Consider the following 21,383-nt stretch of genomic DNA (forward strand, 5'->3'; position numbering starts at 1 on the left):
GGATATGGCATGGCGAGAAATTGTAAGATTAACCTTAGGCATAAAGATTTTTATCCTATTACAGGCGAAGGGTACGAAGGGTTTTTTAGAGGTTATTTCTACTACGAAAATCAATATGTCACCCATGAAAACTTTGGTAGCATATTTAGTGCAGCTCAGCTTTCCTCGATGGAATATTCCACTTGGAATGGGGAGTACGCTTTAGTTTTCACAAATGAACATAATACTACTTTAGTGACGGATATGAAACGATCTATCCCATTATTCTATTCCCAAGACTCTGCATCCAATTGGATTGTTCAAGACTATATCACACCTTATAAAGGCATGAAAATGGTGCCAGAGGCAGAAGATGAGTTTCTTGTAACGGGGTTTGTATTTAGAGATAAAACACTTTTTGCTGACTGGCTTCAAGTGCCGGCTGTTTCCTATGTAGAACTAGCTAAAGATGCAAAACAAACATATTATTACACATATGTTTTGGAAAAAGAATCAGCTTCTATAGATACATTTGCTGCAGAATTGGAGCAGGTTTTCCATGAATTATTTGATGATTTAGCAACACGTTTGCAAGGACGTCAAATAGTTATCCCACTTAGTGGTGGCTATGATTCTAGGTTAATCGCTTTAAATCTGGTGGAACGAGGATTAAAAGATAATATTACTGCATTTACATATGGAAGACCCGGTAATGGGGAATCTACTGTTAGTAAGCAAATAGCTGATCAGTTAGGGCTTAAGTGGAAGTATTTTGCTTATGATAAGAAAATGTGGGAAGACATGTACAAGTCGGGGGACTGGAAAGACTATGTTGTGTATTCTAGCAATGGTGTCTCTGTTGCACATTTACAAGATTTCCCGAGTACCAAGCTTTTAGTACAAGAAGAAAATTTAAAGGATGCTGTGTTCCTACCAGGTCATTCCCTAGATTACCTAGCGGGTGGCCACTTACCCTATGAATCGATTATTGATAAAGAATTTGAAGTGAGTGAAATTCAAACCTTCATCATGAATAAGCATTTCCGGTTATGGGAACTTAATGGAGAAAAAACTTATGCAAACACGAATATAGGAAGAGGTTTAATCGAAGACATAGAAGTGTATTCCAATTACACGAATGAGCGAGTGTCTTCACTAATAGATGAATGGAACTGGAGAGAAAGACAATCCAAGTTCATCATTAACTCTGTTCGAGTGTATGAGTATTTTGGCCAAAGCTGGTCCCTTCCGTTATGGGATGATCGGTTAATCCATTTCTTCAGTAAGCTTCCAGCAGACTTAAAATATAAAAAATATTTATACGATTATACATTGCATAAAATGCATCCAGATTATTATTCAATGCCTCAAAAACCAGGTCCAGAAAATTCGTTGAAAAATAAGTATGGCATGCTCTATCCTATTTTGCGCAAGCTATATAGGAAGAAAAACCTTTATCGAAAATACTTTGATGAGCCAATGGAATGGTTCGGTATCTACCCAACTTATAAGCAATATGTAAAATCGTTAAAATTCACAAGAAATGGTAAGAAGTATGAACATCCATATAATATTAATTCATTTATCGTAAAAGACATGATTGAAATGATGAAGGAGATTACAAAATGAAAGTTCTTACAATTTTAGGAGCAAGACCCCAATTCATAAAAGCTGCTGCAGTATCACGAGTCATCCGTGAAGAAGTATCAGAACTAATAGTTCATACTGGACAGCATTATGATGCAAATATGTCCGACATCTTTTTTGAAGAATTAAATATTCCAAAACCAGATTATCATTTAGGTATTGGTTCTGGAAACCACGGGAAACAAACTGGAGAAATGTTAGCTAAAATTGAAGAAATAATTTTAACTGAAACTCCGGATTTTGTACTTGTATATGGAGATACTAACTCAACACTTGCCGGTGCACTTGCAGCTGCAAAGCTTCATGTACCTATTGTACATATAGAAGCGGGGCTACGTAGTTTTAACAAGAAAATGCCAGAAGAAGTAAACCGCATACTAACAGATCATATTTCTACATTACTTCTATGTCCAACTGATACAGCAATACAAAATTTAACAAACGAACATATATCCGAAGGCGTTTATAATGTGGGAGACGTAATGTATGATGCAGTATTGTATAATAAAGAATTAGCAGCATCATCAACGACTATTTTAGAGCGTGAAAACCTAACTGCAAAAGATTATTTATTAATCACGATCCATCGTGCAGAAAACACGGATGATGTAGATCGTATGAAATCTATATTAGATGCATTTAGTCAAATCCCAGATAAAAAGGTATGGCCAATTCATCCACGTACGAAGCATAAATTAGAGGATTATGGATTTAAATTAGACCAAATTCCAAACTTACATGTTATCGAACCAGTTGGTTACCTGGATATGCTTTCGTTAGAAACTAATGCGAAAAAAATAGTTACAGATTCTGGTGGCGTTCAAAAAGAAGCATATTTCGCAGAAGTCCCATGTGTAACAGTTCGTGATCAAACTGAATGGGTAGAAACATTAATAGAAGATGCAAATATTCTAACTGGTACAGACACGGACAAAATAGTAGCTGCTGTAAACAAAAAAGTAACACCTTCTTATACACCTGTATTTGGAGATGGAAAAACATCCGAAAAAGTGCTAGCGTTACTGAAGGAATATTTAGCTTAATTTTTTTGATATAATCTAGCAAAACCCACAGATCAAATCTGGGCGTTATTGATGAATATAAAGTAGGTGTGAGCATTGTTAATTTTTAGCATATGGCTCTTTACTGTGGTGGCTTCCACATACCTTTTTAAAAAGGTCTCTGGAAGCCTTTCTCTTGTAAAGCCAAATATGATTACCATAATATATTATTATTCTTTCCTTATCTCCAGTTATATTGGCGGATTATTGATAGCATTAGGGATTGATGATTATTATATGATTAAACGAATGGACCATGAGGAGTATCGAATCATTGGATTTATTTTGTTGACGTTATTAATGATTTTATTCCCACTAACGCAATTGGTTGTAGGAAGAATATTAGGTTTTAATTCGGAAATAGAGTTTGACCGCTACCTACACGAACCCGTTCGTACAAGTGTAGATAAGAATAGACGCTTGTTTAGATTAGCCTTTGGTGCACTTACTGCTATATCTGTGCTAGCAGTAGCTTATACAATGCTGAAGACCTCTACTGTACCTTTATTTGAATTGTTAAAAGGAAATACATCGGAACTGGCGAAGATGCGTATTGATGCGTCACGAGGAATTAGTGGAATTGATGTATATATACGAAATATATTTGCAATCGCCTTAACTCCGGTTCTTTCAATAATTGCTTTTATATATACAACACAATCTAGAGCATTATATTGGAAGATCGTATTCTTTTTGTTGTTTATGTCATCTTTAGTAATAACTACATACGATTTGGCAAAATCACCCGTTTTCTTTTATGTCATCATGTTGTTGTTAGCAGGTGTATTCACACAAACACTAAAGTTAAATTGGAAGAAAATCAGTGCCTTTGTTATTTCAGGGACAGTATTATTAGTAATCATGTATGTAGCTATCCAAGGAGTAACAGAAGTTGAGAGCTTTTTGTCCTATAATTCTGGTCCAATTGGAAGAATTATTCTAGCGCAAATATCTCCTTTCTTTTTACATTTAGATACGTACTCACATTCTATCGCTTTACTGGAGATGAAAGGATTACCTTCGTTTATCGCTGGTATATTCGATATTGAACAGGTGCGTACAGCAAGAATGGTCATGGAAAATGTGTTCCCTGAAAATGTAGATAAAGGGACAGGCGGCGTATTAAATACGATTTTCATTGGAGAAGCTTTTGGATCATTTGGATATGTTGGAGTTATAGTTTGTATTATTTATGTAGCTGCAGTTGTCCAGTTGTTATATATCGCTTTCTTAAGACTACCAAAAACTCCAGTCGTTATTGCTTTAACAGTTTACTTTACCATTAATATCCCAAGAACACTTGTTGGTGGAGCAGCAGACTTTTTCTTCAATCCAATTTGGATAATGATGACAGTCGTTCTTGCCGGATTATTTATATTAGAGCAGTATTTTCACGTTATTTGGACATTCCTTATGAGTAAGGTGAAGAGGAAAAAGGTGAAAGCATGAAAAATATTCTTATATATTATCCATTTACGATAGCAACGAATCCCAAAAGTGGATCTGCTATTCGTCCTGTAGAAATGATAAAAGCATTTGAAGCTTATGCGCAAAAGCATGGTGTTGAATTAGTCGTTATTTCTGGTAGTACAAATGAACGTCGTCTACTTTGGAATAAATTCTTACAGGATAAAAAACTAGAGCACACATTGTTTTGTTATTCAGAAAATCAAACGATTCCGTTATGGCTTACGGATGCTGGACATATTCCGAAAGATTGGAAAATAGATAAACAAGTATTTCAGATGCTTAAGAAACATGAAGTTCCGACTGGAGTATTTTACAGAGATGTATACTGGAAGTTTGATGAATTATATTCTTTAAGAGGTATAAAAAAATTCATCATGCAATCTATTTATAAAATGGAAGAAAAATTTTACGGGAAATACGTTCATACTGTTTTCTTACCGAGTGATGCTATGGGAAAATACGTGAATATAAATGCTTCCAAAATGGCTCTTCCACCAGGTGGACGTTTTGCAGATATTAAAACTAATTCAGACAACATTAAAAAGCCGTTCAAAGGTATCTATGTAGGTGGTATTAATAATGATGATTATGGACTGCCTACACTGGTAGATGCTTATGCTTTGTTAAACAAAGACGATGTTTTAGGAAATTTAGTGATTGTTTGTCGCGAAGATGAATATAACGACTTAACTAGTTTAGAAAAGGAAAAGCTAAACAAATCGTATATTGAAGTGAAACATGTCAGCGGGACAGAACTACAAAAACTATACGAAGAAGTAGATTTTGCATTTATTCCTCGAAAACGTTCTGTATACAATGACTTTGCAGTGCCAATTAAGCTAGTTGAATATTTAACAGCAGGCCTACCAATCATTGCTACCAATTGTTCTGCACAAGAGGACTTCATTGGATCAGGACCTTACGGGGTTCTAACAGGTGATGATGCCGGGAGTCTTGTAGAAGGAATGCAAGCGATACAACCAAAGTTTGCTGAATACAAACAAAATATACAGCAAACTTTCTTACAAAAGCATGCATGGAATGAACGTGCCGAACAAGCGGCGCATGCACTAATAGGAGGTAACCAATGAAAATTGCGTTATTAGCACCAAGCAGATCGATTCATACACAAAAATGGGCGTTATTCTACCAATCTCAAGGAATCGATGTGAAAGTGTACACGTTTAAAGATCATTACTCAGAGGACAACGCAAAGCTGGTTCCGACTATTGTATTGCCAAAGTCATTACCTGGCAAAGCTTCTTATTTAGCGGCAGCTCCGGCATTGAAAAAAATGTTGAAAGAATGGCAACCAGATGTGCTTCATTCGCATTTTGTTTCTAGCTACGGGTTGTTAGGTGCGATGGTCAATTATAAAAAGTATTTTGTTTCGGTATGGGGAAAAGATATTTTTGATTTTCCTAAAAAGAATAAACTTAATAAAAAATTGATAGAGTTCACGTTAAGTAAAGCTACTGCTATTTTCTCTACAAGTCATGTGATGGCTAAAGAAACAAATTTATATACGAATCGTTTTGTAGAAGTAACTCCTTTTGGTGTAGATATTAATATTTTTTATCCGGAAGCAGCTAAAGAACAAACAAGTGACAAAATTATTATTGGAACTGTAAAAGCGTTAGAAGATAAATACGGGATAGCTGATTTAGTGAAGGGCTTTGCATTATTTTATAAAGAATTTCCAAACTCTGAACTCCTTATTACAGGTGATGGCCCACAAAGAGCAGAATATGAGCAACTAACTAAGGATTTAGGTATTGATGCAGTTACAACCTTTACTGGAAAAGTACCGAATACTGAGGTCCCTAATGTTATCCGTAAGATGTCTATTTTCGCGGTTCCATCTACAGAAAATAGTGAAAGCTTTGGAGTGGCAGCAGTAGAAGGAATGGCCTGTGGTGTTCCGGTAGTCGTATCTAATGTAGGCGGTCTTCCAGAAGTAGTGGTAGACGGTGTAACTGGCATTGTAACAGATAAAGAAAGTCCGGAACAATTAGCGAGTGCATTCAAAAAACTTGCTAAAAGTAGTGACTTAAGAGAATCTATGGGACAAGCTGGAGTATCACATGTAGCAGAGCACTATAGTTGGATTGATAACGCACATTACATGTTAGAGTTATATAAAAAGTATCTATAATCGTTAGAAAGAGAAAGGTGATTGGATATGATTAAGAAGGCTGTTATTCCTGCGGCAGGGTTTGGGACTCGTTTTCTACCTGCAACGAAAGCATTACCTAAAGAAATGCTGCCAATTGTAGATAAACCAAACTTACAATACATTATTGAAGAGGCAATTGCTTCTGGAATAGAAGATATTATTATTGTAACTGGGCGCAATAAAAAATCGATGGAAGATCATTTCGATAAATCCATCGAATTAGAACTACTATTAAAGAAAACTGGAAAAACTGAGTTGTTAGAAACAGTGGAGAACATTTCTAATCTGGTGGACATACATTATATGCGTCAGAAGGAGCCTCTTGGTTTAGGTCATGCAATTCTTTGTACGAAAAAATTTATTGGCAACGAACCTTTTGCTGTTTTGTTACCCGATGATATTATAGACGCAGAAGTACCTGCATTAAAACAAATGATTAATATGTATGAGTCAACTCAAAGTAGTATTTTAGGTGTCAATGAAGTACCGACCGAAGATGTAAATAAATACGGTATAGTTGACTATAGCGAAGTAGATAATAAATTATATACAGTAAAAAGATTAGTGGAAAAGCCTGCTATTCAGGATGCTCCATCCAACCAAGCAATTGTTGGTCGTTATATTTTGACACCTGGTATATTTGAAGAACTGGAAAAAGTGCAACCAGATGCAAAAGGAGAAATCCAATTAACGGATGCCATTGATTCCTTGTTAGCTAAAGAATCTATCTACTCATATATGTTTGAAGGTAAACGTTATGATGTAGGTGATAAATTAGGTTTTTTACAAGCGACATTTGACTTTGCATTAAAACGTGACGATTTAAAAGAGCCATTAATAGCCTATTTAAAGAATAAATTGAAAGATTAAAACGGTGATTTAAATGCGTATTGTATATTTGTGTCAACATTTCCCACCTGAAACGGGTGCCCCGCAAATTCGGGTATATGAGGTAAGTAAAGAACTTTTAGCTCAAGGCCATGATATTCAAGTGGTTACGGCTTTTCCTCATCATCCTCACGGAATTATTCCAGAGGAGTATAAAGGGAAAAAATATGAGTTTGAAAAGTGGGATGGAATTCCTGTCCATCGTACTTGGATATATCCTTCCAAAAAAGGGACTTTTTATAAACGTTTGGTCTCGTATTTTTCATTTACATTCAGTTCATTTTATGGATTATTGAAATCTGGAAAAGTAGATGTTATTATAGTTAACTCACCACCAATATTTCTAGGACTAACGGGCTTGATTAGTGCGAAACTAAAAGGAGCAAAGTTTGTCTTTAACGTAGCCGATGTTTGGCCAGAGTCCGCAGTGAAATTAGGACTTGTAAAAAATAAGTTTTTCATAAAGCTTGCAGAAATTCTAGAGTCATTTTTATATAAACATTCATGGAAAATAGCTACTGCAACAGACGGTATTCGTTCATATATCATTAACCACTCCCAGCCAGAAGATAAAGTGTTTGTACTTCCTAATGGAGTAAATACGAATTTCTTCCAACCACGAGAAAAAGATGCTGAATATGTAGAAAAGTTTAATCTACAAAACAAGTTTGTCTTTTCTTATGGTGGTAATCTAGGATATGCGCAAGGTCTAGAGTATATTTTGCATGCAGCAAAGAATATGCAAGAAATGGTACCAAATGCCTTTTTCTTAATTGCAGGGGCAGGTCCCGAAGAAGAAAAGCTACATCAATTAGCGGAAGAATTAGGCCTTACCAACATTGCTTTTTTAGGACATTTACCTTTGACAGAAATGCCTAAATTATTTTCTGTCACGGATGTAAGTATCGTCCCATTGCGTGATATACAGTTATTTGAAGGAGCACGTCCATCTAAAATTTTCCCTGCGGCTTCATCAGGGGTTCCTGTATTATATTGCGGTAAAGGGGAAAGTGCCGAAATCGTGACAAAAAATAATATTGGACTTGTTGCTAAGCCAGAAAATGTCGATTCTATAGTAGATACAATGTTTTCATTTGTAGAAATGGATGAGACAGATCGTTCAGAAATGAAAGAATGTGGTCGGAAATTGGCATTGAATGAATACAGTTGGGTATCCATTGTCAAAGACCTGTTGTCTAACCTTACGAAGAAGTAAGTGTATTTTCGATATACATTTGACAAAAATTTTTGTATAATTGGTTAGATTATATTTTAACAGTAAAGTAGGGAAGAATTATGGCTACTTCACGTCACACAAAACGAAAAAAGAAGACGAGAAGAAAAATTTTATATACAGTTCTAGTTATTTCGATGCTTTTATTGTCTGGTGTGATAGTTTTTGCTACTAACCTATCTTTACAGACAAAAAATGCTACAGCAAATATGTATGAACCACTTGAACGAGATAAAGTAGAGGAAACAAAAAGTAAGTTTGAAAGTGCGATAGCGGAAGATTCAGCTTTCACATTTTTACTTGCTGGTATTGAAAACCAAGAAGGCGCTACTTACGGTAGATCCGACGTTATTATTGTAGCGACCATCAATCCTAAAACAGAAAAAATCTCAATGGTTAGTATACCCCGAGATTCAAAAGTATATATACCTGATCTAGGATATGAAGACAAAATAAATCACTCTTACGCAAACGGTGGTATTAACTACACGATCAATGCTGTAGAAGAATTATTAGATTTAAAAATAGACTATTACGTTTCTACTGACTTCCAGGGATTCGAGGATATTGTTGATACGGTTGGCGGTATTGAAGTAGATGTACCATTTACATTTAAAGCTCAGTTAACAGACAGTTTAAAATGGAAGACGTTCACTGAAGGAACAATGGATTTAAATGGAAACGAAGCGCTTGCTTATGTACGTATGCGTAAAACGGATCCTCAAGGCGATATGGGGCGTAACTTACGTCAAAAAGATGTGATTCAAGAAATCATCAATAAAGGCACAAGCCTAAGTAATATTACCAAAATCGATGATATGATTGCTGATGTCGGAAATAATGTGAAAACAAATATACCTACCTCTCAGTATTTAGGACTGATAAAAATGTATCAGAACTTAAAATCTTCTCCAATTGAACAGCTACAAATCTCTGGAGATGATGCCACAATTAGAGGGATCTATTACTTCATACCTGAAGAGGAATCTATTGAAGAAATTCAACAGCAACTTAAGTTGAATTTAGATGACTTTGGACAAAATGCTCAAAGTGACCTAAATAAAACGAAGAGTGTAAATAATTTAACATTGGGAGAGTAAGATGAGCGTCCTACGGGGCGTTTCGTCTTACTCTTTTTTTTATAAAAAATGTACCATGACTACTGATTTTCGTTTCAGGTGGACACTTTTCGCGAGTGTTGCCTTCGCCTAGTAGGTAGTTACTGTTCAAAAATTAATATCAAGCTATTATGGAAAACACGATGAGTTTGCAAGATCATCTAGCGATACTATCCAATTTAGTCGGTATATTGAGTAGAAAACAACTTCTAGTAATTCCATTTTAAACATTTAGGCTGTGAGCAGAGCAATTTGGTAAAGTTATCCTTTCCGCAAGTAAAAGATAATAGTCCGCAAGTAAATATAGGCTTAGAGCAAGCAAGTCCTTTACGATAGCAAGTAAACCTCAGATGGGAGTGAGTAAACAATAAGTGAGAGCAAGTAAAGATAAATTAGTATCAAATCATTCAATAAATATAAGGATATGTATCTTAAATAAATAACCGAAATAGCGCACGAAAGTATATCTTCGTGCGCTTATTCTATGAATTGGAAATATCTTTTACTAGTTATACGAAAACGAACTTACCACCTGTTTATAAGAGTTGTAGGAGGGCGACGGACAAGCAAACCCAATTAGATTAACGAAAAAAGTGATACTGGTTTGACGGACGTCACAATCAATATCACTAAAAACTCACCCGGTAATAATATAGCAAAACATCTGTCCAAAGCCCTTAGGTTTATTCTATTAATTAGCCAAGATACTTTTCACAGTTTAGACAGTATAATTTAGAATCTTACACTATTCTCCATAGCAACAAAATTATCTTATTACAATTCAATTACATGAAAACTCGAAACTTGTAACCTTATTGTTATACAAATGGGTATTTTTAGCTTATGCCATAAAATTATGATATATGTTAAATTTATAATACATAGGTTTTAATTACATTCGTTGGATTGTTTTATGAAATTCTGTGTTTTAAAATGGAAGAAATAAACGTTCTAGGAGGAACAAATGAAAAAAGTAATCGCATCATCAGTTTTAGCAACTTCTGTCCTTTTGCCGCTTAACCTTCTTGCTAGTGAAGCACCATCCGTATATGCAGCCTCAACTTCTGCAATATTAGACGACATTCAACAATTGGTTGGCAACAAAGCGCTGCTTACTGAAAATAATGTCAATGTCAGAACTGGCGCTGGTACAGAATTCGATAAAATAACATCTGTACAAGCCGGTAAAATGGTATCTGTAGTTGCCAATGAGAAAAATAGTAAGGGAGAAGTATGGTACAAAGTCTCCTTGAATTCGACGGAAGGTTGGATTATTAGTGATTATTTAACAGCAGCTACTGCAGCAGTTAAAGCGTCTACGACTAAATCTGGAGATTCATATGTAGGTACAACGCAAAAAATAGGGACTAGTGCTTCTAAAATGAGAAGTGGAGCAACAACTGCATATAAAGTAGTAGCTACTATTCCAGTTGGCACTTCACTAAAAATATTAGGGGCATTTACAAATACCTCTAACGAAATATGGTTCAATGTTGAATATAAAGGAAAAAAAGGCTGGGTATCTTCTGACTTATTCGTATTGAACGGTACTGCTGGTGAAACAGCAACATCGATGAAAGTAATCAATCAAACAACAATTCATAAAGGCGCTACAAAAAACTACACAGTTGTTTCTACAGCAAAAGTGGGTACAACATTAGTAGTTCACCAAGAATTTACAAATGGTTACAATGAAAAATGGGTTCAAGTTACATATGCCACTGGGAAAAAAGGCTGGATTCTTGCAACTGCTTTTGAAGATAACTCCATTGCCAATAAAGTTGTAAGTAAAACCTCGACAGTTCATTCTGGAGCTACTAAAAACTATAAAACTGTGGCAACGATCCAAATGGGAGTAAAACTAGCAATCCATCAAGAGTTTACAAACGCTTCAAAAGAAAAATGGTATCAAGTAACTTATGCTGTTGGGAAAAAAGGCTGGATTCCCTCATCCGCATTTGAAAGTGTTTCTACTGTACCCGAAAATCCATCGACTGAAACGCCAAAACCAGAAGAAAATATCGTTGTAGAGGAAACAAATTTGAAGGTTTCCGTTTCTGTAGCAAATATGCGTTCAGGTCCTGGAATCACTTACGATGTTGTAACTCAATCGAAGTTAAATGATCAATTCGTTTCAGCACAATATGCAACAGATAGTAAGAATGAAAAATGGTATAAAGTAACTTCGACTAATGGAGATGCATGGTTACATCAATCAGTTGTTTCAGTAGTAGACAAAGTCGACGAGACTCCAGTAGTCACTCCAGGTAATGGGGAAACAGGGACGATTCTACGTGCTAATGCATTACTGTATGCAAATAGCAACTATAACTCAGCGGTTTTAGTAGGCTTACCAAAGAATACAAAATTCACTGTATTGAGCAAATTAGTTTCAACCGATGGGACAACTTGGTTAAACATCCAGGCTAATGGAAAACAAGGTTGGATTCCAGATTTCGAAATAAATGAAAATATCCCAACTAAATATGGTACTAAAACATCTACAGTATATAGTGGAGCAAGTGCAACCGCGAAAAAAGTAGATACCATCTACTTAAGCACTCCTGTACGTGTTCTGCGTTCATTAAATGGTTGGGTTAATATCGAAACACAAAATGAAAAACGTGGTTGGATCCAGGCTTCTGTACTTTCTGACAACTCGCCAATTTCATTAACGAATGGTCGAACTGAAGTTAGAAATGGTCAAAACTATATGGTTTGGTCTAAACCATCGACGTTCGACATTACTTACTCTATGCCTTCTGCTAATGTTCTACGCATTTATGGTAATCTTTCAGATATTAACGAGATTAAATCGAAGGTTACTGGTGTCAAGAGTATGAAAGTAGAGAAGGTTTCTGGAGGTACATCTGTATTATTAATCACTTTCGATTCGAATTACACCTATACCATTCGTGATTATAATAAAGAGTTAACGATCAAAGTAGTACCAAAAGGCTTGGTTGGCAAGAAAATAGTTATAGATGCAGGACACGGCGCTAAGGACCCTGGAGCAGTAGGTAAAAATGGTACGAAGGAAAAAGATGTAAATCTTGCAACCGCTCAATTCCTTAAAGCTGAACTTGAAGCTGCAGGTGCAACTGTAACGCTTACACGTAATAGTGATGTTTTCTTGGAGCTGTCAGAGCGTACGGGTATCTCAAATGCTTCTGATTATGATGCATTTATTAGTATTCATGCGGATTCATTTAGTTCTACTTCAAAAGGAACAACAACATATTACAATTCGACAGTAAACTTTAATGGACCAAAGAGTTTGGCACTTGCGAAGAGTATTCAAGCTGATTTAGTAAAAGCAGTTGGAACTTATAATCGTGGAGTTAAGCAACAAAACTTCTATGTAAATCGTATGAACAAAATTCCGTCCGTATTAGTAGAACTAGCATTTATATCCAACCCGACGGAAGAAGCTCAATTGGCTTCTACTTCCTTCCGCAAAAAAGCGGCAGCTGGAATTCGTAAAGGATTAGAAAACTATTTCAATCAATAATGAAAGGAAGATAAGCCGATGAAAAAGAAATTATTAGCAACGGTCGGGGCTGTCCTAGGACTAAGTTTGTTATTAACGATCAATACGCCAACTTCAACAAAAGCGGATTCAAACTTACTATTAGCATCCGTTGAATGGGTACAAGCACAACTAAGCCCACTACAAACAAAAGTAACATCTTTAGAAAAACAACTTGCAGAACAAGATGCAACTATTAAACAGCTACAAAAAGCAATTGCAGAGGGTGGCAATGTTGTAGTGACACCGCCAACAACTGCACCCTCAACTGAAACACCAGCCGTAGTTTATACAACTACAAGCGCAAAAGTGCATAGTGGAGCAACACGAAACTATAAAGTTCTTTCAACGATTGCAGCAAACAAAGGACTAACTGTTATCGGTCAGCACAAAGGGGCAGATGGAGTATGGTATCGTGTAGAAGTTTCATCTACTGTAAAAGGTTGGGTCTTCTCAAACGATGTTTCTACAACTAAACCAAGTGAGTTCATACCTTCAAAAGTTGTAACAAAACAAGCTACAAATGTTCGCAAAGGGGCAACTACAAACTATAAATCGCTTGAAACAGTAGCTAAAGGGTCAACATTAACCTATTTAGGATCATTTAAAAATGCAAATGGAGAAACTTGGTATAATGTTCAAACTCCAAAGGGTACTAAAGGTTGGGTGCTAAGTACGCTGACTGAGGTGAAATAATTGAAGAAAAAAGTTATCGCCATCTTATCAGTAGCAGTGCTTAGCTTAGTTTCAACAAATAGCGCCTTGGCATATAAACAAGAGAGCTATTCCAAACAAGTACAAGTAGAGGTACATAATGCCTCTACAACTTCTCTTAACCTATCAGGAGTTTACAAGCTCCAAAACTTAACGACAAATGAAATGTTTTATGCTTTACCAGATACACCAGTCACTTTTTCTCAGGTAAATGGGGAAGTATCCATCTATCAAACAGGAGCAGCTATGTATTCGGCAAATGGATATGCTTTACATGCAATTTCTGGAGATGAAAAAATAGTTGTATTCAATAAAAGCGTTGATGGTAAAAAAGGTGCTACAGCTGATTATGAGACTGTTAAATCATACACAGCTTTCCAAGGGGCAAACTTAGTTGATGAATTTACAAATGCCAGTGGGGAAACATGGTACTCTATAACGGATGATCAAGGTGTTTCATCTTGGATTCCTGCTACTAGTGGTATAGTTGCAAAGGTTTCCTCATTACCTATAGGAAAGACATCAAATGGCAGTTCATATCGTGGTAGTTTTAATGTTGTTAAATCAGGTGCAACAGTTCAAATCGTTAATAGACTTGATTTAGAAAACTACTTAAAAGGTGTAATTCCGAATGAATCACCAGCTTCTTGGCATATTGAAGCATTAAAAGCACAGACAGTTGCTGCACGAAGCTATACATTAAGTAAAGCTGGTATTCTAAGCAGTACGACGAAGGACCAAATGTACAAAGGTTACTCATCAGAACATAAAAATACAAATGCTGCGGTAGAAGCTACTAATGGATTAGTAGTAAAAGCAAATGGCAAACTTGTTCAAGCCTATTTCTACTCGACAAGTGGTGGTAAAACCGCCAATATTGGTGAGGTATGGAATAGTACACAGGTTTCACATTTTGTATCTGTAGACGATTCTATTGAACAATCACCTTATAAAAACTGGACGGTTAGTATACCAGTGGCAAATATTTTAAAGAAATTCGGATTTGCATCAACTGATACTTTACTAGATATCAAGCTAACAAAAGGTGGATCCAACGGGGAAGTAACCGCAGTAACCGCAATTACTTCATCCGGCGAGAAAACCATTTCTGGCAATGAATCTGTTATGAGAAATGTATTTTTAGATGCTAAAAATGCATCATTAAAGTCAAGCTGGTTTGATATTTCCTTCACTAAACCAACAGGTGGAACGGACTTAGCTATTCAAGGAGCTAAAGGTTCTACTGAGGTGACATCACTTAACGGAATGTCAGTTCAAACAGCTTCGGGAGTACTAACAGTTCCAAATGGTTCAGTGAATGTACAAACGAACGAAGGCATCATCTCAACAACAGGAGTAACAAGTACAGGAATCCAAACAGTTACAGTTAACGGAAAAGGCTATGGCCACCGAATCGGCATGAGTCAATATGGTGCAAAAGCACGCGCTGAAGCTGGCTGGACATACGATCGTATTCTGAAGCATTATTACCAAGGAACGACAATCGAGAAATTCTAATAGAAAAAGGCAACCGCATTTGTGGTCGCCTTTTTCTATTATCTTTTTAGAGAATCGCTTAGATGCTAAAATTTTTCTTATTACTATCGTTAATTTCATCTGGACGTTTTACCATGTAAACCTTGTTTATTTAGCTAATAATGATTTCAATTGTCTGTTTTTGAAAAGTAGACATAGTTTATTGTAGCGTAGGGCGGCGACTCCAGTGGGAACAGCGCGAGCTGAAGACCCTGGACTGAGCTAAGCGAAGGAAGCGGCTGAAGCCGTGCCCACGGAAAGCGTCTGCCTGGAGCGGAAATAAACTACTAAAAGCTCAATTATTAAATTGCTACCTTTAAATTAATGAAAAAGGCAGCCCAGAATTTCACATCAATTCGGGGCTGCTTCCTATCTATCAAGGTTTTATAAAGTTCTCAGTATAATATGGAATTGAGCCATAGACCCATTTTGCAAAGTAAACACCTACACCCAATTGTGTGTAAGCCGTGCTAATGATGTTTTTACGATGACCTAAAGAATTCATCAAAGCTTCATGAGCAAAATAGGGACTCGTATAGCCCATTGCAATATTCTCTCCAGCATTTCTATATTGTATGCTGCCGTTCGAAAGGCGGTCAAATGGTGATTCACCCTTTAAATTATCATGGTTAAAATAATCATTTAAACCCATGTCTATACTATGACCTCGTGCAACATTAGCAACCTTCGAAGAGTTTTGAAGAAGAGTCACTCCCTGCGCTTTACGCTCAGCATTCGTTAACTCGAATAAAAGAGTTTCATAGCTTGTTTCTAAAGTCGTAGATTTTTTTGGATATAAATTAGGATTATTATTAATCATCTCGTGGTCAATTAAATAGATAGCAGAAATTTTATTATCATTATGCACATCTATGAAAAAGTTTGCTTCATATTTTGGTAGATCATAAGTAATAATTTCGATTGGATACGTATTTCCCGTAGTTTCATAGTTTGTACCCAGTTTACTTTCTAAATGTTCAATAGTATTAGCTACTGAAACTCCACTTACTTGATAACTTTTATCTTTCGTATAAATAGATGCTACTTTATTTTTTAAATAGCTTATTGCATAAAAGTCATTGTAGTTATTGTGATAAACGGAAGTTGGCGCACCAAATTCATTTACAACAGCTACTTTTTGCGGATCTAGTTTTGCTATTGCAGTTGTTTTGTTATCTCCGATTGAAAGAGAAGTTGGAGTGGTTTTCACACAGTTTAACTGACTTAGTTTACTTTTAGATGGTGTCTGATACAAAATATCTTTATTGTCTAGAATAAATAACCCGCCACCAAGATGATAGTATGTCGACTTGTTGGCGTATACTCTGTAATTCTCACCAGGTTTTACAGTTCTAGAAGCCACAAATTTTCCATTGATATTTTTATAAACAGTCGTTGGTTTTTGTATCAAAACTCGGCCGATTTGCCCGGACTTTAGTTGTACTCCATCCCAGGAAACAATGGAAGGACAATCTGCTGCTTGAGAGATCGTTGGAACTGAAATTAAAGCGAAAAGTAATAATACTACAATAGATAGTTTTTTCATAGATTCATCTCCTCATAGTAAAAGTATAAATCAATTCACCGTAAATTCCAAAAACTCTTTTTGGACAATCTCAATTTTCGCTTGTCCATTAGTGATTTCTGCCACCCAGTTTATAAAGCCTTCTTCTTCATCTGCTTTTGTATATACTAAGACTTCGACTTGATCTGCATAGATAATTTCTTTCAAGGGATAGACAGAGTTACGTACTTCATTTTCCACTTTTCCTAGCCAAGTATAGTCGATAGAGACTTTCATGAGATGATGCAGCTTACGTTCCACCACTTTTGCAACATCGATTCCTTCCGTAGTTGCTTTCCCGTATGCACGGATAAGTCCACCGCCACCGAGTTTGATACCTCCAAAATAACGAGTTACGACAACAACTGTATCCTGAAGTCCTTGTTTTTTGAGCACCTCAAGCATTGGGACTCCCGCAGTGCCACTTGGTTCGCCGTCATCGTTTGCCTTTTGTATATTGTCATGCTCCCCAATAATGTATGCAGAGCAGTTATGATTAGCACTTTTATGCTTTGCTTTGATATTATTAATAAATTCTTGTGCTTGTTCTTCAGTTTCAGCTCGATTCACGTAAGTAATAAAACGTGATTTTTGAATAACGATCTCGCTTTCTCCGTAGCCTTGAATAGTATGGTAATCTTTTCTCATAGATATATTTCTCCTCCTGATTCTATTGAAACATAGTTGTAAAGTAATTTTAATTTATTTTTAGTCACTTAGTGCTATAATAGGACTTGTCATCATTAGTGAATGAAGACTCATTTGGGCACATAAAGGAGAAAAAACAGATGACGAATAAGAATAGTGAATTACAATCGTTAGATGTTATTTTCGATCGAATGGTCGAAGTGATGGATCATTCGAAAAAGGATATATTCATTATAAGCGAACAAAGTCGACAAAGCTTTGAAGAAATGAAAGTAGAGTTAGAAATTATTCGTGGAAATATCGAGACGGTTATTATTGAAGGGGATGCGCTTGAAGCGAAATCGAAGCTTTCCAGAAATCGTTTAGCAGAAGTGTCTAAGAATTTTGACTCATACGATGAACCACAAGTTCGCCAAGCCTACGAAACTGCAAATGAAATTCAAATAAATCTTCTTATCAAACGTAGTGAAGAACGACAGCTAAGACTTCGAAGAGACGAATTAGAACGCAGGTTACAGGGCTTATTGGAGATGATTGAGCGTGCAGATCATCTGGTCAATCAAGTGAATATTGTCATGAATTACTTAACATCCGATTTGAAAAATGTAGGTGCAGCACTTGAAAATGCAAAAATTAAACAAGATTTCACCTTGAAAATTATCGAAGCACAAGAGGAAGAACGCAAAAGACTTTCAAGGGAAATTCACGATGGCCCCGCTCAAATGCTAGCGAATGTACTACTAAGAACCGATTTAATCAATCTTACATATCAGCAACGTGGCGGAGACGAAGCGATGAAAGAAATTATTGACCTAAAAACAATGGTTCGTAATGCCCTATCAGAAGTACGTCGTATCATTTACGACCTACGACCAATGGCATTAGACGATTTAGGATTAATACCAACGCTTCGAAAGTATATAACAACAATCGAAGAATACAATCCAAAAGGAAAGATTGATTTCCAAACTTTTGGAGAAGAGAAACGACTAGAAACTAATTTTGAAGTAGCCATTTTCCGCATAGTCCAAGAGTGTTTAACAAATGGAACTAAACATGGAAAATTTACTGAAGCAACGGTGAAAGTAGAATGGTTGAAACAAAAAATAAATATTATCGTCAAAGATAATGGAGCTGGATTTGATCCGGAGATTGCTAAAGAAAAATCCTTTGGTTTAATCGGTATGAAAGAACGAGTGGATTTGTTAGAAGGGACGATGAAAATTATTTCATCACCAGGCAAAGGCACTACGATATTGTTTAGCATTCCATTAAATGAGGAATAATAAATACGGCGTTTTAATTATAGGAGGAAATGAACATGACAAAAATAATAATTATAGATGATCACCAACTATTTCGCGAGGGAGTTAAACGTATTTTAGATTTTGAAGACTCTTTCGAAGTAATAGCAGAAGGTGACGACGGCAATGACGTTCTTGGACTTTATGATAAGCATCAACCAGACGTAGTATTAATGGACATTAATATGCCTACTAAAAATGGAGTAGAAGCAACAGGAGAATTACTAGAAAAATATCCTGAAGCTAAAGTAATCATCCTATCTATCCATGACGATGAGTCCTATGTATCACACGCACTTAAAACAGGTGCACTAGGATACATGCTAAAAGAAATGGATGCGAATGCAATCGTCTCTGCCATCAAAGTAGTAGCAAAAGGTGGGTCATACTTACATCCAAAAGTAACACGTAACCTAGTTGCAGAATTCCGTCGCTTAAGCGAACGTGAAAACAAAGGAAACTTCCATCAAACAGAAATTCGTCGTCCATTCCATTTACTAACTAAACGTGAATGCGAAGTATTACAATTACTAACAGATGGCCAAAGCAACCGCACAATCGGAGAAACTCTATTCATCTCCGAAAAAACCGTAAAAAATCACGTATCCAGCATACTCCAAAAAATGAACGTAAACGACCGTACCCAAGCCGTAGTAACCGGCATCAAAAACGGTTGGGTTGAAGTTCGATAACACACATAATGAATCCCACTCCATCTTTTGGAGTGGGATTTTGCTTTGGACAATCAATGTGACTTGCGATTTTCAGGAACGACCTTGCGATTTTGGTGAAGTATATTGTGATTCATCTTAAAATGCGATTCGACTTGCGATTCGCGGTGAAGACCTTGCGATTCGAATCACTTAATTTGTGAATCACCCTAAAAACAATCTGCTACTAAAATGTAATCCTATTTTTTCGTATAATAAGTTCTCCCTCCAGCTTTATGCACTTGTAAATCCATATTACCTAGCATTCTCGAAGCGCTATAAATAGATTCGACCATACAAAATTTTCGGAAGTCTCTATTTGTTATTCTATCATTGATAAGACAAGGGAATTCGATAATGCTCGCAAAGTGGCGGATACACAAAAGCAGATCTATTCTCCAGTATCAACTTCTCAACAACCATTAGTTCTTCAGCAGAAAAACTAACATCACCGGAACTATTGTACATCTGAGGCACTCTCTCAACCATGCTCTCTAACTTATAAATGGGATAATGGGTAGGTCTATGCATAATGCGGCAGGACTTAGCGGTCATGATGACAGCGCCAGTCACTTTCATTAGTGGATGGGTGTTACGTAGAAATTCTAGCATGAAGCGAATATGTCGCAACAATTGAAAATACGGATTAGAAATGGGGGTTCTACTCCATTTTCTTCCTTGTAAAATTCATCTAGCTCTTCATTAAAATACAAGCGTCCACTTACGTTTTTCGACTCGAGCACGATGCAGCACCGGTCGGTCACAACAACACAGTCGATTTGCACTTTCCAATCATCTAGCTCCAAACAAACATCCAAAAAAAGCGAAACTCACCTTGCAAACGCAGCTCTTTCAACCGACCAAGAAGCCGGTCCTCACCACGTACTCCGGCCTCTTTTTTCCGAATCTCCTCTTGAATAAAATCAACTATCCCAGATCCATCACGCAACCTGTTTAACAAAGCAAAATGTCCATTCAATACTTCACCTCCTTTCTACCTATATTTTACATTCCAATACCGGAATATTCTACCTATTAATAAAAGGAACATATTAATTGAGTTTTCGTCCTAATTATGACAAAATAACCTTCAGCAGGAGGAGACATAAATGAAAATAATCCAAACAATTACACTCGCAGCCTTTGCACTAACTCTGGCAGCTTGCAATAGTAATGATGAAACAGCTCAAAACCAAAACACCAATTCTGCAGGAGACATTGCTCCAACGAACACTCAAGCCACAACAGATCATGGTGCGGAAGACAAAAGTGAAACAAATGTAGGGTTCGAATTGTCAGGTGGAGATATTGAAGAAGAGACGAATGTACCAGATAAAGAAAAAACAGCTATAATCGACTCCTTTACTGAATACATGGAATCATTCAATGAAGAAGATACTGAACGTTACATGAACACAATTTCGAAAAATCCAGAAGGCTTCAACTACGATGCTGAAAAAGTGAAAGTCGAAGAAACCTTCCAAGACTTCGACACGATCCGGACGGCGGAAAACATCACCATCATTAAATATGACAAATCACAAGCACAAGTATTCTCTAATATCCATACTTCACTAGAGCAAATGGATACAGGCGCTAAGCTAGACCAAAATGGTCGCCAAGTAACTGTGTTCGTCAAAGAAAACAGTGAATGGTTAGTTTCCAGCGTCTACTATATAGGTGAATCAACTGAATAATCACACTTCCCCAAAACATATATGACAAATATCATGTTTTGGGCTTTTTTATCCTTTCATTTCTAACAAAACTTCAGTAAACTTAAAGTTAGGAGTGTGATTTATAAA

Annotated in this window: 18 protein-coding genes; 14 read left to right on the top strand and 4 right to left on the bottom strand. The window is 36.3% G+C overall.

The features are described from left to right. Nucleotides 1–9: 9 nt before the first annotated feature. The 11 genes from ACQCPR_RS04645 to ACQCPR_RS04695 all read left to right on the top strand — a co-directional run bounded on the left by ACQCPR_RS04645 (nt 10) and on the right by ACQCPR_RS04695 (nt 15,334). The gene (locus tag ACQCPR_RS04645) at nt 10–1,608 is read left to right on the top strand and encodes an asparagine synthase-related protein (RefSeq protein ID WP_427138336.1); all 1,599 of its coding nucleotides are present in this window, start codon (nt 10–12) and stop codon (nt 1,606–1,608) included. Continuing rightward, complete coding sequence (gene wecB / locus ACQCPR_RS04650) at nt 1,605–2,669, top strand: non-hydrolyzing UDP-N-acetylglucosamine 2-epimerase (protein WP_427138337.1); 1,065 nt, start codon at nt 1,605–1,607, stop codon at nt 2,667–2,669. The genes ACQCPR_RS04645 and wecB overlap by 4 nt, the downstream gene beginning before the upstream one ends. A 168-nt stretch (nt 2,670–2,837) precedes the next feature. After that, nucleotides 2,838–4,136, top strand: a complete 1,299-nt coding sequence (locus tag ACQCPR_RS04655; protein ID WP_241595474.1) for an oligosaccharide repeat unit polymerase — start codon at nt 2,838–2,840, stop codon at nt 4,134–4,136. Then, entirely contained in the window at nt 4,133–5,248 is a 1,116-nt protein-coding gene (locus tag ACQCPR_RS04660; protein WP_093496597.1) for a glycosyltransferase, read from the top strand. Before ACQCPR_RS04655 ends, ACQCPR_RS04660 begins: the two co-directional genes overlap by 4 nt. Then, entirely contained in the window at nt 5,245–6,312 is a 1,068-nt protein-coding gene (locus tag ACQCPR_RS04665) for a glycosyltransferase (RefSeq protein ID WP_427138338.1), read from the top strand. The genes ACQCPR_RS04660 and ACQCPR_RS04665 overlap by 4 nt, the downstream gene beginning before the upstream one ends. 27 nt (nt 6,313–6,339) lie before the next feature. Beyond that, on the top strand, nt 6,340–7,203 hold the full coding sequence (galU, locus tag ACQCPR_RS04670; RefSeq protein ID WP_427138339.1) for a UTP--glucose-1-phosphate uridylyltransferase GalU: 864 nt from the start codon (nt 6,340–6,342) through the stop codon (nt 7,201–7,203). Between the two features lie 13 nt (nt 7,204–7,216). Beyond that, nucleotides 7,217–8,437 carry a glycosyltransferase family 4 protein gene (locus tag ACQCPR_RS04675; RefSeq protein WP_269920547.1) on the top strand — a complete coding sequence of 407 codons (1,221 nt, stop codon included), beginning with the start codon at nt 7,217–7,219 and terminating at the stop codon, nt 8,435–8,437. Between the two features lie 80 nt (nt 8,438–8,517). Continuing rightward, a complete protein-coding gene (locus tag ACQCPR_RS04680; RefSeq protein WP_427138340.1) occupies nt 8,518–9,555 on the top strand; it encodes an LCP family protein in 1,038 nt (345 codons plus the stop codon). 982 nt (nt 9,556–10,537) lie between these two features. Further along, a complete protein-coding gene (locus tag ACQCPR_RS04685; protein WP_427138341.1) occupies nt 10,538–13,084 on the top strand; it encodes an SH3 domain-containing protein in 2,547 nt (848 codons plus the stop codon). A gap of 18 nt (nt 13,085–13,102) precedes the next feature. Beyond that, the gene (locus tag ACQCPR_RS04690) at nt 13,103–13,798 is read left to right on the top strand and encodes an SH3 domain-containing protein (RefSeq protein ID WP_427138342.1); all 696 of its coding nucleotides are present in this window, start codon (nt 13,103–13,105) and stop codon (nt 13,796–13,798) included. Further along, entirely contained in the window at nt 13,799–15,334 is a 1,536-nt protein-coding gene (locus ACQCPR_RS04695) for a SpoIID/LytB domain-containing protein (protein WP_427138343.1), read from the top strand. 394 nt (nt 15,335–15,728) lie between these two features. On the opposite strand, the gene ACQCPR_RS04700 is transcribed toward ACQCPR_RS04695, so the two are convergent. Both ACQCPR_RS04700 and ACQCPR_RS04705 read right to left on the bottom strand, forming a co-directional pair. Continuing rightward, nucleotides 15,729–16,898 carry a CAP domain-containing protein gene (locus ACQCPR_RS04700; protein ID WP_427138344.1) on the bottom strand — a complete coding sequence of 390 codons (1,170 nt, stop codon included), beginning with the start codon at nt 16,896–16,898 and terminating at the stop codon, nt 15,729–15,731. Between the two features lie 30 nt (nt 16,899–16,928). Then, the gene (locus tag ACQCPR_RS04705; protein WP_427138345.1) at nt 16,929–17,564 is read right to left on the bottom strand and encodes a YigZ family protein; all 636 of its coding nucleotides are present in this window, start codon (nt 17,562–17,564) and stop codon (nt 16,929–16,931) included. Between the two features lie 140 nt (nt 17,565–17,704). Between ACQCPR_RS04705 and ACQCPR_RS04710 the strand changes: the two genes are divergently transcribed. Continuing rightward, nucleotides 17,705–18,850, top strand: coding sequence for a sensor histidine kinase (locus ACQCPR_RS04710; protein WP_427138346.1), 1,146 nt, complete (start codon nt 17,705–17,707; stop codon nt 18,848–18,850). A 35-nt stretch (nt 18,851–18,885) separates the two neighbouring features. Continuing rightward, nucleotides 18,886–19,560 (top strand): response regulator transcription factor, encoded by a 675-nt coding sequence (locus tag ACQCPR_RS04715; protein ID WP_090563421.1) that lies wholly within the window; start codon nt 18,886–18,888, stop codon nt 19,558–19,560. A gap of 623 nt (nt 19,561–20,183) precedes the next feature. Here ACQCPR_RS04715 and ACQCPR_RS04720 read toward each other — a convergent pair. After that, nucleotides 20,184–20,363, bottom strand: a complete 180-nt coding sequence (locus ACQCPR_RS04720) for a nuclease-related domain-containing protein (protein WP_427138907.1) — start codon at nt 20,361–20,363, stop codon at nt 20,184–20,186. An 11-nt stretch (nt 20,364–20,374) separates the two neighbouring features. Then, nucleotides 20,375–20,557, bottom strand: coding sequence for a hypothetical protein (locus ACQCPR_RS04725; RefSeq protein ID WP_427138347.1), 183 nt, complete (start codon nt 20,555–20,557; stop codon nt 20,375–20,377). Nucleotides 20,558–20,687: 130 nt separating this feature from the next. Here ACQCPR_RS04725 and ACQCPR_RS04730 point away from each other — a divergent pair, with 130 nt between their 5' ends. Next, nucleotides 20,688–21,275, top strand: a complete 588-nt coding sequence (locus tag ACQCPR_RS04730; RefSeq protein ID WP_427138348.1) for a nuclear transport factor 2 family protein — start codon at nt 20,688–20,690, stop codon at nt 21,273–21,275. Nucleotides 21,276–21,383 lie beyond the last annotated feature (108 nt).

The organism is Psychrobacillus psychrodurans, from assembly GCF_050209195.1.
GTDB lineage: Bacteria > Bacillota > Bacilli > Bacillales_A > Planococcaceae > Psychrobacillus > Psychrobacillus psychrodurans.

What these genes read in the sequence shown, in the direction of transcription:
- wecB (WP_427138337.1), top strand. Translation starts at nt 1,605, where the DNA reads ATGAAAGTTCTTACAATTTTAGGAGCAAGACCCCAATTCATAAAAGCT.
- ACQCPR_RS04660 (WP_093496597.1), top strand. Translation starts at nt 4,133, where the DNA reads ATGAAAAATATTCTTATATATTATCCATTTACGATAGCAACGAATCCC.
- galU (WP_427138339.1), top strand. Translation starts at nt 6,340, where the DNA reads ATGATTAAGAAGGCTGTTATTCCTGCGGCAGGGTTTGGGACTCGTTTT.
- ACQCPR_RS04680 (WP_427138340.1), top strand. Translation starts at nt 8,518, where the DNA reads ATGGCTACTTCACGTCACACAAAACGAAAAAAGAAGACGAGAAGAAAA.
- ACQCPR_RS04730 (WP_427138348.1), top strand. Translation starts at nt 20,688, where the DNA reads ATGAAAATAATCCAAACAATTACACTCGCAGCCTTTGCACTAACTCTG.
- ACQCPR_RS04705 (WP_427138345.1), bottom strand. Translation starts at nt 17,564, where the DNA reads ATGAGAAAAGATTACCATACTATTCAAGGCTACGGAGAAAGCGAGATC.
- ACQCPR_RS04645 (WP_427138336.1), top strand. Translation starts at nt 10, where the DNA reads ATGGCGAGAAATTGTAAGATTAACCTTAGGCATAAAGATTTTTATCCT.
- ACQCPR_RS04710 (WP_427138346.1), top strand. Translation starts at nt 17,705, where the DNA reads ATGACGAATAAGAATAGTGAATTACAATCGTTAGATGTTATTTTCGAT.
- ACQCPR_RS04665 (WP_427138338.1), top strand. Translation starts at nt 5,245, where the DNA reads ATGAAAATTGCGTTATTAGCACCAAGCAGATCGATTCATACACAAAAA.
- ACQCPR_RS04655 (WP_241595474.1), top strand. Translation starts at nt 2,838, where the DNA reads ATGATTACCATAATATATTATTATTCTTTCCTTATCTCCAGTTATATT.
- ACQCPR_RS04700 (WP_427138344.1), bottom strand. Translation starts at nt 16,898, where the DNA reads ATGAAAAAACTATCTATTGTAGTATTATTACTTTTCGCTTTAATTTCA.
- ACQCPR_RS04690 (WP_427138342.1), top strand. Translation starts at nt 13,103, where the DNA reads ATGAAAAAGAAATTATTAGCAACGGTCGGGGCTGTCCTAGGACTAAGT.
- ACQCPR_RS04715 (WP_090563421.1), top strand. Translation starts at nt 18,886, where the DNA reads ATGACAAAAATAATAATTATAGATGATCACCAACTATTTCGCGAGGGA.
- ACQCPR_RS04675 (WP_269920547.1), top strand. Translation starts at nt 7,217, where the DNA reads ATGCGTATTGTATATTTGTGTCAACATTTCCCACCTGAAACGGGTGCC.
- ACQCPR_RS04685 (WP_427138341.1), top strand. Translation starts at nt 10,538, where the DNA reads ATGAAAAAAGTAATCGCATCATCAGTTTTAGCAACTTCTGTCCTTTTG.